We start from the raw sequence: 14,769 nt of genomic DNA on the forward strand, positions 1-14,769 counted from the left end.
AAGTATTAGTAGACTTGCATAAGCTTTGAGTTTTTTATTGTTATTTAATTATTATTTAATATTAATGATTAAATTGATTTAAAAATACTTGAGGTTGTATGGTTAAGTGACTAAGCGTACACGGTGGATGCCTAGGCAATCAGAGGCGAAGAAGGACGTGCTAATCTGCGAAAAGCTTGGATGAGTCGATAAGAGGCGTTTAATCCAAGATATCCGAATGGGGAAACCCAATAGGTGAAGAACCTATTATTACTGAGTGAATACATAGCTCAGTAAGGCAAACCGGGAGAACTGAAACATCTAAGTACCCCGAGGAAAAGAAATCAACCGAGATTCTGTGAGTAGCGGCGAGCGAAAGCGGAGAAGCCAGTTAGTGATAGTGGCAGAGTTAGGAGAATGAGTTGGGAAGCTCAGCGACACAGGGTGATAGCCCCGTATCCGAAGACCAGGCCATGGTACTAAGCTAACGAAAAGTAGGGCGGGACACGAGAAATCCTGTTTGAAGATGGGGGGACCATCCTCCAAGGCTAAATACTCCTGATTGACCGATAGTGAACCAGTACTGTGAAGGAAAGGCGAAAAGAACCCCAGTGAGGGGAGTGAAATAGAACCTGAAACCGTGTACGTACAAGCAGTGGGAGCAAGTTTATCTTGTGACTGCGTACCTTTTGTATAATGGGTCAGCGACTTATATTTTGTAGCAAGGTTAACTGAATAAGGGAGCCGTAGGGAAACCGAGTCTTAACTGGGCGAGTAGTTGCAAGGTATAGACCCGAAACCCGGTGATCTAGCCATGGGCAGGTTGAAGGTTGGGTAACACTAACTGGAGGACCGAACCGACTAATGTTGAAAAATTAGCGGATGACCTGTGGCTGGGGGTGAAAGGCCAATCAAACCGGGAGATAGCTGGTTCTCCCCGAAATCTATTTAGGTAGAGCCTTGAGCGGACACCTTCGGGGGTAGAGCACTGTTTCGACTAGGGGGCCATCCCGGCTTACCAACTCGATGCAAACTGCGAATACCGAAGAGTGATACTCAGGAGACACACGGTGGGTGCTAACGTTCATCGTGAAGAGGGAAACAACCCAGACCGCCAGCTAAGGTCCCAAAATCTATATTAAGTGGGAAACGAAGTGGGAAGGCTTAGACAGCTAGGATGTTGGCTTAGAAGCAGCCATCATTTAAAGAAAGCGTAATAGCTCACTAGTCGAGTCGGCCTGCGCGGAAGATGTAACGGGGCTAAAATATAGTACCGAAGCTGCGGCATCAGAATTTATTCTGTTGGGTAGGGGAGCGTCGTGTAAGCGGATGAAGGTGAATCGAGAGGTTTGCTGGACGTATCACGAGTGCGAATGCTGACATAAGTAACGATAAAACGAGTGAAAAACTCGTTCGCCGGAAGACCAAGGGTTCCTGTCCAACGTTAATCGGGGCAGGGTGAGTCGGCCCCTAAGGTGAGGCTGAAAAGCGTAATCGATGGGAAACGGGTTAATATTCCCGTACTTGTTATAAGTGCGATGTGGGGACGGAGAAGGTTAGGTTATCAGGGTGTTGGATATCCCTGTTTAAGCCGTTAGGTGGAGAGACTAGGCAAATCCGGTCTCTTATTAAACACCGAGAAGTGATGACGAGACTCTACGGAGTCGAAGTAACTGATACCACGCTTCCAGGAAAAGCCACTAAGCTCTAGCTTATAATAAACCGTACTGAAAACCGACACAGGTGGTCAGGTAGAGAATACTCAGGCGCTTGAGAGAACTCGGGTGAAGGAACTAGGCAAAATAGCACCGTAACTTCGGGAGAAGGTGCGCCGGCGTAGATTGTAAGGGCTTGCCCCTGAAGGTTGAACCGGTCGAAGATACCAGCTGGCTGCAACTGTTTATTAAAAACACAGCACTCTGCAAACACGAAAGTGGACGTATAGGGTGTGATGCCTGCCCGGTGCTGGAAGGTTAATTGATGGTGTTATCGAAAGAGAAGCTCCTGATCGAAGCCCCAGTAAACGGCGGCCGTAACTATAACGGTCCTAAGGTAGCGAAATTCCTTGTCGGGTAAGTTCCGACCTGCACGAATGGCATAATGATGGCCAGGCTGTCTCCACCCGAGACTCAGTGAAATTGAAATCGCCGTGAAGATGCGGTGTACCCGCGGCTAGACGGAAAGACCCCGTGAACCTTTACTATAGCTTGACACTGAACATTGAATTTTGATGTGTAGGATAGGTGGGAGCCTATGAAGTAGGAACGCTAGTTTCTATGGAGGCGTCCTTGAAATACCACCCTTTAACGTTTGATGTTCTAACGAAGACTGCGGAACGTGGTCTCGGACAGTGTCTGGTGGGTAGTTTGACTGGGGCGGTCTCCTCCCAAAGAGTAACGGAGGAGCACGAAGGTTTGCTAATCACGGTCGGACATCGTGAGGTTAGTGCAATGGTATAAGCAAGCTTAACTGCGAGACAGACAAGTCGAGCAGGTGCGAAAGCAGGTCATAGTGATCCGGTGGTTCTGAATGGAAGGGCCATCGCTCAACGGATAAAAGGTACTCCGGGGATAACAGGCTGATACCGCCCAAGAGTTCATATCGACGGCGGTGTTTGGCACCTCGATGTCGGCTCATCACATCCTGGGGCTGAAGTAGGTCCCAAGGGTATGGCTGTTCGCCATTTAAAGTGGTACGCGAGCTGGGTTTAGAACGTCGTGAGACAGTTCGGTCCCTATCTGCCGTGGGCGTTGGAGAATTGATTGGGGCTGCTCCTAGTACGAGAGGACCGGAGTGGACACATCACTGGTGTTCCAGTTGTCTCGCCAGAGGCACTGCTGGGTAGCTACATGTGGAAGAGATAAGTGCTGAAAGCATCTAAGCACGAAACTTGCCAAGAGATGAGTTCTCCCTAACTATAAGTTAGTAAGGGTTGTTGGAGACTACGACGTAGATAGGTGTGGTGTGTAAGCGTTGTGAGACGTTGAGCTAACACATACTAATTGCCCGAGAGGCTTAACCATACAACCTCAAGTGTTTTTTCGAAAAAAACTATGGAGAAAACATAAGAGCGTGTAGAAGTTTACTAAGAAAAGATACACAGACTGAAAGAAGTAAAAGGAAGTCGACAGAAAGACAGCTTGTTTTAAGATTTTAGGACTAGGAAGAGTAAAGAAAACCTAGAAAAGAATAGAAAGAAAAAAAGACAGACAGAATAAGACGGAAGTCGTCAACAGGATTATCCTGATGGTCATAGTGCAGTGGAACTACCTGAACCCATCCCGAACTCAGAAGTAAAATGCTGTCACGCCGATGGTAGTGTGGTGATTCGCCATGTGAGAGTAGGTCGTCATCAGGGCTTTATTAGGAAAACCGTAGGTTAGCGATAACTTACGGTTTTTTGCTTTTTAGCGTTTCGAAATATCTGATAAATAACAAAATGTTATACGAAACTAACCGCTTATTACTTATTATAAAGTTTATTTCATGGTTAAGGATAGATTCCTTTATCATGGTTAATAACAAACCATAATAATCCTTTTTTCATAATCAATGATATCATTTCATATCCAGTTATATTGAAGAGAGTTTTATTCTTTGGTAATTGCTAAATATGCATTACGCTAGGAACGGAGCCTTTTCATAATACAATTGTCAAATAATTTCAATTTTATAGATTTATGAAAAGTCGTGTACAATGCTAGACATATTTCATGATGGTATTTTTAGTTTCGAAAAGGAATAAATGTGAATATAAAAGAGATAATTAAAAAAAATAATCTATCTTTACTCTTTCAAGAAGGCTCATTTGGAATTGAGAAAGAAAGTCAGCGAGTCTATAAAGATGGATCTATTGTCACGACACCTCATCCTCATAAATTCGGAAATCGTTCCTACCACCCCTATATTCAAACAGATTTTGCGGAAAGTCAGTTAGAGTTAATCACTCCACCGAATAATAAAATCGAAGATACTTACCGATGGTTATCCGCTATTCACGAAGTCGTACAACGTATAATACCTGAAGATGAATATATCTTCCCTCTGAGTATGCCAGCAGGTTTACCGCCAGAAGAACTGATAAAAGTTGCACAATTAGATGATCTTCAGGATGTAGCCTATCGAGAACATTTAGTTAAGGCGTATGGTAAAAATAAACAGATGGTAAGTGGGATTCACTATAATTTTCAATTATCACCAATCTTTATTGAAAAACTGTATCAAGCCCAGTCTAATTCACAATCTTTCGTAGAGTTTCAGAACAATTTATATCTGAAAATGGCTACCAATTTCCTGAGATATCAATGGATTCTCTTATATTTATTGAGTGCAACACCTACTGTTGAAGATAAGTATTTTAAAGATGGCTCACCGCTTAAAAAAGGAGACTATGTACGTAGTTTGCGCTCTAGTAAGTATGGTTATGTGAATGATCCTGAAATTAAAGTGTCATTTGATTCTCTACAAGAATACGTGGAAACCTTAGAACATTGGGTGAATTCGGGAAAATTAATTGCGGAGAAAGAATTTTACTCGAATGTTCGCTTACGTGGAGCGAAGAAGGTAAGAGATTTACTTACCACAGGAATTAAATACCTTGAGTTTCGCTTGTTTGATCTCAATCCCTTTGAAATTTATGGTATTTCTTTAAATGATGCGAAATTTATCCATTATTTTGCACTATTGATGATTTGGATGGATAAGGCTGAAAATGCGATCGAAGTAGGGCAAGAGCGATTAGCTCAAGTTGCTTGGGAGCATCCATTAGATGAAACTGCTTTCCGTGATGAAGGTGAGCAAATTTTGCATCAGCTATTGGCAATGCTTGAAGAAATTAATGCGCCATCAGAATTGAAAGATATCGTTCAGCAAAAACTATTGGCTTTTGCTGATCCAAGAAAAACATTATGTGGTCGATTGGTTGAAGAAATCGAGGCATTAGGGAGTTACCAAAAATTAGGGGCGCATTTTGCTCAAAAATATAAACAACAATCTTTATCACGTTTTTATGCACTTTCTGCTTTTGATAATATGGAATTGTCCACACAAGCATTGTTCTTTGATGCGATTAAAGCAGGGTTAAATGTAGAATTATTAGATGAAAATGATCAATTCTTAAGCCTGAAATTTAACGATCATTTGGAATACGTAAAAAATGGCAATATGACTTCTCACGACAGCTATATATCGCCATTGATTATGGAAAATAAGGTGGTCACTAAAAAGGTACTACAAAAAGCAGGATTCAATGTGCCACAAAGCATTGAATTTACTTCAGTTGATGAAGCGATTCGTCAATATCCGCTTTTTGAAAATAGAGCGATAGTGATTAAACCTAAATCAACCAATTATGGCTTAGGCATCACGATTTTCCAACAAGGTGTGAAGAATCAAGAGGATTTTACTCAAGCAGTTGAAATTGCCTTTAGAGAAGATCGTGAGATTATGGTTGAGGATTATTTAACAGGTACGGAATATCGCTTTTTCGTGCTTGGGGATAAAACAGAAGCGGTGTTACTTCGTGTACCTGCGAATGTCGTTGGGGACGGTATTCACACCGTTGCGGAACTGGTGAATAGCAAAAATAGTGATCCTTTACGAGGCGATGGCAGCCGTACTCCATTGAAAAAAATTGCACTTGGTGAAATTGAAGCCTTACAACTTAAAGAGCAAGGTTTAACTTTTGAGAGTATTCTAGCTAAAGATCAACTTGTGCAGTTACGGGCTAACTCTAATGTCAGCACAGGTGGCGATTCTATTGATATGACTGATGAAATGCACCCTAGCTATAAAGAACTGGCCGTTGGTATTGCAAAAGCGATGGGCGCAGCTGTTTGTGGTGTGGATATCATTATTCCTGATTTAACCAAACCAGCCACAAAAGAGTTATCCTCTTGGGGCGTGATTGAAGCGAATTTCAATCCTATGATGATGATGCATATTTTCCCATATCAAGGAAAATCACGACGTTTAACTCAGAATGTGCTTAAAATGCTCTTCCCTGAGTTAGAAATCAACGCATAATTGCGATATTCATCTGACAGATTATAGTCTGTCAGATGATAAATTTACGTATCCATTACAGAAGTTTTTCAGCTTGTTCTAAAATCTTTTGCTGTTCCAATTCCAATTTTGCCAATCTTTTCTGTTCTCGACGAATTTCATCTTCCGCTTCCCAAGCATCATAAGCCTGAACTATTTTTGCGACGACTGGATGACGCACAATATCGTTACTTTCAAAATAATTAAAACTCAAATCAGGCACCTTGCTTAACACCTCCATAGCGTGTCTAAGTCCTGATTTTTGGCTACGAGGTAAATCTACTTGAGTCACATCGCCGGTAATCACCGCTTTAGAATTAAAACCGATACGGGTTAAAAACATTTTCATCTGTTCAATGGTCGTATTTTGGCTTTCATCCAAGATAATAAAAGCATCGTTTAATGTTCTGCCTCGCATATAGGCAAGCGGTGCGATCTCGATAACGTTTCGCTCCATCAATTTTTGAGCTCGTTCAAATCCTAGCATTTCAAACAGTGCATCATATAAAGGGCGTAAGTAAGGCTCGATTTTTTGCCCTAAATCTCCCGGAAGAAACCCGAGTTTTTCACCTGCTTCAACAGCTGGTCGGGTAAGCAATATACGGCGTATTTCTTGTCTTTCTAGAGACTCTACCGCAGCGGCAACGGCTAAAAAGGTTTTCCCTGTTCCAGCAGGCCCAATTCCAAAGCTAATATCGTGCGTAAGAATGTTACGTAAATAGCGTTGTTGATTTTCCCCTCTCGGCTTGATCATTCCTCGTTTAGTTTTGATCGTAATAGCGTGATAATCTGAGGATTTTTCTTGTGTGTCTGATTGCTCCGTTGATTGCAGTAGCATTCGACTTTCTTGGATGGCGAGATGAATATCTTCTAAATCTAATTCTTTAATCACACCACGGATAGGCGCTGTATCGTTATAAAGTTGTTTAATCAGTGTTGCACAATTTTCTAGAAATGAAGATGAATGCGAACTGCCTTCTGCACCTCGAATAGTGAATTTAAATGCATTCCGTGAAATCGCTAAATCGAAACTTTTTTCGATCAGATTGAGATGTTCATCAAAGGGGCCACAGAGTGATTGTAGGCGTTCATTATCTTCTGGTTCTAATGTGAAAGTAATTTCTGTCAAAGTAATTCCTCTAAATGAGTAACGTTGTTTAGTAATATGAGTGAGTAAAGTCGGATTATTCTAGCATAGTTCATTTTTCGAGTTATAAGATTATATTTCCTGATTTATTTACAACAAAAGTTTGAATATTATCAAACATTTTGCACTTTATTTGTGTTTATATACACTTAATCTGAAGAATGTCAGATCACAAATGGCTTTTTTGTTACACTGAGGACGTTTTATCTCAATATGTTTTTGAGATATCTTTTGGAGTGAATGCAGGGGAATTATGAATCCAAGACGTAAATTGAAATTAATTGCTATTATTGTTATTTTATTTTGGTGTACTGTAGCTACTGGATTAGTGCTATACGCATTAAGTCAAAATATTGATTTGTTCTATACACCGTCAGAAATTATTTATGGAAAAGATAATCAAGCCGATAAAAAACCAAGTGTTGGGCAACGGATTCGTGTTGGTGGAATGGTCGTAGAAGGCTCGGTGAAGCGAGATGATAAAACGCTAAAAGTAACATTTGGATTAAATGATATTGGTCCTGCAATCGAAGTTGAATACGAGGGTATCTTGCCTGATCTATTCCGTGAAGGACAAGGTATTGTGGTACAAGGTGTATTAGTTGAACCGACAAAATTAAAAGCAACTGAAGTGTTAGCGAAACACGATGAAAATTATATGCCACCTGATTTGAGTGAACAGATGAAAAAACAGCATCAGCCAATGGGGATCTCTGAATCGGATTTAAAAGGCGAATCTGAGCGTGATCGTAAGCTATCGGGAGAACTTCAATGATTGCTGAGTTAGGAAATTATGCTCTTGCACTAAGTTTAGCTTTTGCAATTTTATTGGCGATCTTACCGCTTGTTGGTGCAGAAAAAGGGAATGCGACTTTAATTTCCCTTGCTCGGCCGATGACGTGGGCAATGTTTTTAAGTTTAACCTTATCATTTGGTTCACTCTTTTATCTTTTTGCAGTGAATGATTTTAGTGTGCAATATGTGGTGAATAACTCGAATAGCCAATTGCCACTTCAGTATCGACTGTCAGCGGTGTGGGGATCTCACGAAGGCTCGCTCTTATTATGGATTTGGTTACTTTCCCTGTGGAGTATTGCAGTTGCCTTATTTAGCCGACAAATGCCAGAGGATGCAGTGGCACGTGTCTTAGGGATTATGGGATTAGTGAGCGTTGGCTTTCTTATCTTTATTTTATTTACCTCTAATCCATTTTTACGCACTTTCCCTGATTTTCCAGTTGATGGACGAGAGCTTAACCCAATGCTACAAGATGTGGGCTTAATTTTTCATCCTCCATTATTGTATATGGGTTATGTGGGCTTTTCGATCGCCTTTGCTTTTGCCATTGCTTCATTGATGACGGGAAGATTAGATACCGCTTGGGCGAGATGGTCTCGACCTTGGACATTAGCAGCTTGGTCATTTTTAACTTTAGGTATCGTGCTTGGTTCTTGGTGGGCTTATTATGAATTAGGCTGGGGCGGTTGGTGGTTCTGGGATCCCGTAGAAAATGCCTCATTGATGCCTTGGCTTGCTGGAACAGCCCTAATTCACTCTCTTTCAGTCACAGAAAAACGCAGTAGCTTTAAGGCGTGGACGGTACTTTTAGCCATATTAGCATTCTCACTTTGTTTATTAGGCACTTTCTTGGTGCGTTCGGGCATTTTAGTTTCGGTGCATGCATTTGCTTCTGACCCAACAAGAGGATTGTATATTCTACTTTACCTTGTGCTTGTGATAGGCGGTTCGTTGTTACTTTACGCTTATCAAGGGAGCAAAATTAAGAGCCTTGATAACTCAGAACGTTATTCGAGAGAGTCGGTCTTATTGTTGAATAATATCTTACTGATGGCATTTTTATCAGTGGTTTTTTTAGGCACGATCTTACCGCTTATTCATAAACAATTAGGTTTGGGCAGTATCTCAATCGGGGCGCCATTCTTTGATCAAATGTTTATGGCATTAATGGTTCCTTTTGCATTTTTACTCGGGATCGGACCGCTTGTAAAATGGCGACGAGATAAATTCTCCGCTATTCGTTTGCCTGTGATTATTTCATTGATTGCAATGGTTGTTTTAGGTTTTGGTCTGCCTTATCTGTTTAAAAATACCATTACCGTTAGTGTCGTATTAGGCACAATGATGTCGGTAATCATTATTGCATTAAGTTTGTATGAACTACATCAACGAGCAACCCATCGTCACTCATTCTTTGTAGGAATTACAAAGCTCTCACGTTCTCATTGGGGAATGGTGCTTGCACATTTAGGGGTTGCAATGACAGTATTTGGCATCGCATTTAGTCAAAACTTTAGTGTAGAGCGTAATGTGCGTTTGAATATTGGCGATTCTGTTCAGATTTTGGATTATAACTTTACCCTAAAAAGTATTAACGATAGTAATGGGGCAAACTATGTTGGCGGAACGGCGGAGATCGAAATCACCAAAGATCATCATCACGAAGCGACGTTATTTGCTGAAAAACGCTTTTATAATGTCAGTAAAATGGGTATGACTGAAGCGGCGATTGATTGGGGCTTTACTCGTGATTTATATGCAGCCTTAGGCGAACGTCTTGATGATGGTTCTTGGGGATTGCGTTTATATTACAAACCGTTCATTCGTTGGATATGGTTTGGCGGCTTATTTATGGTCTTTGGTGGGCTATTATGTATGTTTGATAAACGCTATCGATTAAAAATAAGCACATCCAAACAAAAACAAGAATGATGAAATAGTAATATGGGGGCTGATGAGATCAGCCCCTTTTTTCATACTCAATCAGATGTTGCGAGGATGATTTTTACTTAATGAGAGTAAAGAATAATGTAGGTATTTCATAATTTTATATTTATTTTTCGTTTTGGAGAATCAAATGCCTACTATTAGTAATGCTTCATTTATGACATCGGTTGAGCAAGAACTTAACCAATACTGTCAAGAACGTTTTATTGCCCCAGAACAACTCTCTAATACTCAATGGTTTCAATTTATCGCAAAGTGTAGTCAATCTACTATTTTGCAAAATTTTCCGACTAACCCACCGCTTGTGAATACGCGTAGAGTGAATTATCTCTCTATGGAATTTTTGATTGGTCGTCTACTTGGAAATAATTTGATGAGCCTGAGCGTTTATCAAGATGTGGATAATTTTGTTGCAAAATATGGTAAGAATCTCGTAGATATTTTAGAAGAAGAACGTGATCCATCCCTTGGTAATGGTGGCTTAGGTCGTCTAGCGGCGTGTTATTTAGATTCTATGGCAAGCCTTTCTCAACCAGCGATTGGCTATGGCTTACATTACCAATATGGTTTATTCAAACAACACTTCAATGAGTCTGGTGAACAATTAGAAACAGGTGATAGCTGGAATCGTGATTTTTATTTACAGCAATATCACCGTCCTGATTTCCAACAAAAAGTGGGTTTTGGTGGAACAGTCGCTCAAATTACAGACGATCAATATGATTGGCAGCCTGCATGGACCATTCAAGGTGAAGCATTTGATTTACCAGTGGTTGGATACAAAGGGGTACAACAACCTTTACGTTTATGGCAAGGTTATAGCGAAACTTCATTTGATTTAGCTCAGTTTAATGATGGGCAGTATTTGCAGGCTGAATCACATGTTATTGATGCGGCAAAATTAACTAAAGTTTTATACCCAAATGATAACCATCAAGAAGGTAAAGCACTGCGTTTAATGCAGCAATATTTCCATTGTGCTTGTTCCATTGCTGATTTATTACGTCAACATTTGGCTCAAGGACGTACTCTCATGGAATTACCTGAGTTTGAAGTGGTGCAATTGAATGATACTCACCCAGCACTAGCAATCCCAGAGTTGATGAGAATTTTACTCGATCAGCATCATTTAAGTTGGGAACAAGCTTGGGCGATCTCTTCAAAAACATTTGCCTACACTAACCACACTTTATTACCAGAAGCATTAGAGCAATGGGAAGATGGTTTAGTCGCACAATTATTACCTCGCCATATGTTGATTATTGAACGAATCGACCGTGAATTATTAGCCAAAGTAAGAGCAGAATTCAATGATGAAGAATTTGAACAAGCGTGGCGAGAAACTGCAATTTTAATGGATCACCGTGTACGTATGGCAAATTTATGTGTGGTGGGATCTTTTGCGGTAAATGGCGTTGCACAAATCCATTCAGAGTTAGTTGTGAGTGATCTTTTCCCATCTTACGCAAGATTATTTAAAGGGCGATTCCATAATGTAACCAATGGTGTTACGCCACGTCGTTGGATTCGTCAAGCGAATCCACCATTAGCTCGTTTATTAGATAATCATATTGATGGCGACTGGACGAAAGATTTAGCATTGCTTAGTCAGCTAGAAAATCTTGTGGACGATCCGCATTTCCAAACAGCATATCAAGAGATCAAACAGTCTAATAAGCAGGTACTTGCTGATGTGATTGAGCAAGAAATTGGCTTGAAAGTGAATTGTAATGCGATTTTTGATGTGCAAATTAAGCGTTTCCACGAGTATAAACGTCAGCACCTCAATTTATTAAATATCATTGCAACTTACTTAGATCTTAAAGCTAATCCACAAAAAGATTTTGTGCCGAGATTATTTATTTTCGCAGGGAAAGCAGCACCAGGCTATTTTATGGCGAAGCAAATTATCCAAGCAATTAATGGTGTTGCTAAAGTGATTAATAACGATCCTGATATGCAAGGTAAATTACAAGTTGCCTTTTTACCTGATTATCGTGTGAGTTTGGCGGAAAAAATTATTCCAGCTGCAGATGTGTCAGAACAAATTTCACTAGCAGGTAAAGAAGCATCGGGTACAGGGAATATGAAATTAGCCTTAAATGGTGCCATTACTTTAGGTACGTTAGATGGTGCAAACGTTGAAATTGCTGAATTTGCAGGCAAAGAAAATGTCGTTATTTTTGGACATACCGTTGAATCAGTCCGTCAATTACGTGAGCAAGGGTATGTGCCTCGTAGTTATTATGAACAAGATGAACAACTTAGAAATGCGATTGATGCATTAGCAAATGGTATGTTCTCAGATGGCGACACTCAACGTTTTAGTGCCTTAGTGGATAATCTACTAAACAGCGATTATTTCTGTGTATTGGCGGATTTTGCAAGCTATCGTGAAGCACAGCAAGAAATTGCAGAACGTTATAAGGATCAAGCCGCCTGGAGTCGTTCGGCTATGTTAAATACTGCACGTTTAGGCACATTTAGCTCCGATCGCTCTATTCGTGATTATCAAACTCGAATCTGGAAAAAATAGTCATTGGATGACAATAACTTTCTAATTTAGATTGAAAGATAAAAGCAGGAATACAATGTATTTCTGCTTTTTTTATTATTCGACAATTTGCAAAAAATCACTACAATCTTACCGCTTATGAGATAGGGAGATGACATGAAATTAAATCCACAACAACAACAGGCAGTAGAAACGATCACAGGACCTTGTCTTGTACTTGCTGGTGCAGGTTCGGGAAAGACTAGGGTGATTATCAATAAAATTGCTCACCTGATTGAAAATTGTGACTATTCACCTAAACACATTGCAGCTGTGACTTTTACCAACAAAGCGGCACGAGAAATGCGTGAACGTGTGGCTCATTCTATCGGTAAAGAAAACAGTAAAGGGCTGACGATTTCTACCTTTCATACCTTAGGTTTTGAAATCCTAAAACGAGAGCATAAATTGCTTGACTACAAATCAGGTATGACGTTATTTGATGAACATGATCAGATTGCCCTTTTAAAACATTTGTTGCCCGAAAATGTCACCGAAGATAAAGATCTCCTTAAGCAACTGATTTCTACGATCTCAAACTGGAAAAATGATCTACTCTTACCAGAGCAAGTGATTGGGCAAACAGTGAGCGATCGGGATCGTGTTTTCTCCCATTTTTATCAGCAGTACCAAAATCAATTAAAAGCTTATAATGCGTTAGATTTTGATGATCTGATTATGCTCCCAACCTTTATTTTTCGCCAATTTCCCGAAGCTAAAGCACGCTGGCAAAATAAAATCCGCTATTTATTAGTAGATGAATACCAAGACACCAACACAAGCCAATATGAATTAATCAAACTGATTGTAGGCGAACAAGGTAACTTTACTGTGGTGGGTGATGATGACCAATCTATCTACTCTTGGCGGGGGGCGAAGCCTGAGAATATGGGAAGATTACAAACAGACTTCCCACAATTAAAGGTGATAAAACTCGAACAAAATTACCGCTCAACGCAACGTATTTTGCATTGTGCTAACATCTTAATTGATAATAACGACCACCTTTTTGCCAAACGTCTCTTTTCACAATTGGGTGAAGGTGAAAAGTTAAATGTAATTGAAGCCAAGAACGAAGAACACGAGGCGGAACGTATTGTCGGCGAATTGATTGCACACCGTTACAGTCGCAAAACGAAATATAAAGATTATGCTATTTTATATCGGGGCAACCATCAATCTCGTTTACTCGAAAAATTACTCATTCAAAATCGTATCCCTTACAAAATTTCGGGTGGAACGTCATTTTTTGCCAAAGCAGAAATCAAAGATATGTTGGCGTATTTAAGGCTAATCGTAAATCAAGATGATGATGCCGCATTTCTCCGTATTGTTAATACACCAAAACGAGAAATTGGAGCAGCAACTCTTGAAAAACTTGGGCAATTAGCTAATGAAAAACATGTGAGTTTATTTGAGGCGATTTTTGATTTTGAATTGATACAACGTTTAACCCCTCGTCCCTATCAAGCATTGCAAGATTTTGCCCGTTGGATTGTGGAGTTATCTGATCAAGCGGTCAGATCCGAGCCACAAAATGCAGTAAAAGCAATGTTGGCACATATTCAGTACGAAGCCTATTTGTATGAAACGGCAAGTACACCGAAAGCGGCAGAAATGCAAAGTCGTAATGTTCAAACGCTATTTGGCTGGGTAGAAAAAATGCTCGAAGGTGATGAACTCAACGAACCAATGAATTTAAGCCAAGCTGTCACTAATCTCACTTTACGAGATATGATGGAAAGAGGTGAAGATGATGATGCTTCTGATCAGGTGCAATTAATGACTCTCCATGCCTCAAAAGGCCTGGAATTTCCGCACGTGTTTCTTATTGGGATGGAAGAAGGTTTATTACCCCATCAAACCAGTATTGATGAAGATAATGTGGATGAAGAACGTCGTCTAGCTTATGTAGGTATTACTCGAGCACAACAAACCTTAACTTTTTCTTTATGTAAAGAACGCCGTCAGTATGGTGAAATCATTAAGCCCGAAGCTAGCCGTTTCTTACTTGAACTTCCACAAGACGATTTACAATGGGAAAAAGATAAACCACCGCTTACAGAGATTCAGAAAGAAGAAAAAATCACGAGTAATATCGCAAACTTACGAGCAGTTTTACTTAGTAAAATACAGCAAAAATGACTTTGGATTAAATCAAAATATTTACATTATATTAAAAATCTTAAATACAACGTAAATACTTTAAAATTCTTTACATAGTTGGATTGCATGTTTTGTTGATATTGTGTGCAGTTGATGTATTATTTATCTACGACTCATTGGGTTTTGTGTTAATCCT

Annotated in this window: 6 protein-coding genes and 2 rRNA genes; 7 read left to right on the forward strand and 1 reads right to left on the reverse strand. The window is 40.0% G+C overall.

Translation table 11 applies throughout. The features are described 5' to 3' along the window. Positions 1-100: 100 nt before the first annotated feature. The 3 genes from A6A10_RS01485 (at position 101) to gshAB (ending at position 6,003) form a co-directional block, all read left to right on the forward strand. A 23S ribosomal RNA gene (locus A6A10_RS01485) occupies positions 101-3,002 on the forward strand. 219 nt (positions 3,003-3,221) lie between these two features. Further along, a 5S ribosomal RNA gene (gene rrf, locus A6A10_RS01490) occupies positions 3,222-3,337 on the forward strand. Between the two features lie 389 nt (positions 3,338-3,726). Then, positions 3,727-6,003, forward strand: a complete 2,277-nt coding sequence (gshAB, locus tag A6A10_RS01495; RefSeq protein ID WP_121124318.1) for a bifunctional glutamate--cysteine ligase GshA/glutathione synthetase GshB — start codon at positions 3,727-3,729, stop codon at positions 6,001-6,003. A gap of 55 nt (positions 6,004-6,058) precedes the next feature. On the opposite strand, the gene A6A10_RS01500 is transcribed toward gshAB, so the two are convergent. Further along, the gene (locus A6A10_RS01500) at positions 6,059-7,150 is read right to left on the reverse strand and encodes a PhoH family protein (RefSeq protein ID WP_121124316.1); all 1,092 of its coding nucleotides are present in this window, start codon (positions 7,148-7,150) and stop codon (positions 6,059-6,061) included. Between the two features lie 271 nt (positions 7,151-7,421). Between A6A10_RS01500 and ccmE the strand changes: the two genes are divergently transcribed. The 4 genes from ccmE to rep all read left to right on the forward strand — a co-directional run bounded on the left by ccmE (position 7,422) and on the right by rep (position 14,612). Next, entirely contained in the window at positions 7,422-7,943 is a 522-nt protein-coding gene (ccmE, locus tag A6A10_RS01505) for a cytochrome c maturation protein CcmE (RefSeq protein ID WP_121124314.1), read from the forward strand. Continuing rightward, positions 7,940-9,898: a heme lyase CcmF/NrfE family subunit gene (locus A6A10_RS01510; RefSeq protein ID WP_121124312.1), complete on the forward strand. Its 1,959-nt coding sequence runs from the start codon at positions 7,940-7,942 to the stop codon at positions 9,896-9,898. Before ccmE ends, A6A10_RS01510 begins: the two co-directional genes overlap by 4 nt. Positions 9,899-10,043: 145 nt before the next feature. Continuing rightward, positions 10,044-12,449, forward strand: coding sequence for a glycogen/starch/alpha-glucan family phosphorylase (gene glgP / locus A6A10_RS01515; RefSeq protein WP_229583611.1), 2,406 nt, complete (start codon positions 10,044-10,046; stop codon positions 12,447-12,449). Between the two features lie 135 nt (positions 12,450-12,584). Continuing rightward, the gene (gene rep / locus A6A10_RS01520) at positions 12,585-14,612 is read left to right on the forward strand and encodes a DNA helicase Rep (protein ID WP_121124310.1); all 2,028 of its coding nucleotides are present in this window, start codon (positions 12,585-12,587) and stop codon (positions 14,610-14,612) included. Positions 14,613-14,769 lie beyond the last annotated feature (157 nt).

Origin of the sequence: Otariodibacter oris (assembly GCF_009684715.1) — a bacterium.
Taxonomy (GTDB): domain Bacteria; phylum Pseudomonadota; class Gammaproteobacteria; order Enterobacterales; family Pasteurellaceae; genus Otariodibacter; species Otariodibacter oris.

Excerpts from the sequence above, each read along its gene's own strand:
- ccmE (WP_121124314.1), top strand. The coding sequence starts at position 7,422 with ATGAATCCAAGACGTAAATTGAAATTAATTGCTATTATTGTTATTTTA.
- rep (WP_121124310.1), top strand. The coding sequence starts at position 12,585 with ATGAAATTAAATCCACAACAACAACAGGCAGTAGAAACGATCACAGGA.
- A6A10_RS01510 (WP_121124312.1), top strand. The coding sequence starts at position 7,940 with ATGATTGCTGAGTTAGGAAATTATGCTCTTGCACTAAGTTTAGCTTTT.
- glgP (WP_229583611.1), top strand. The coding sequence starts at position 10,044 with ATGCCTACTATTAGTAATGCTTCATTTATGACATCGGTTGAGCAAGAA.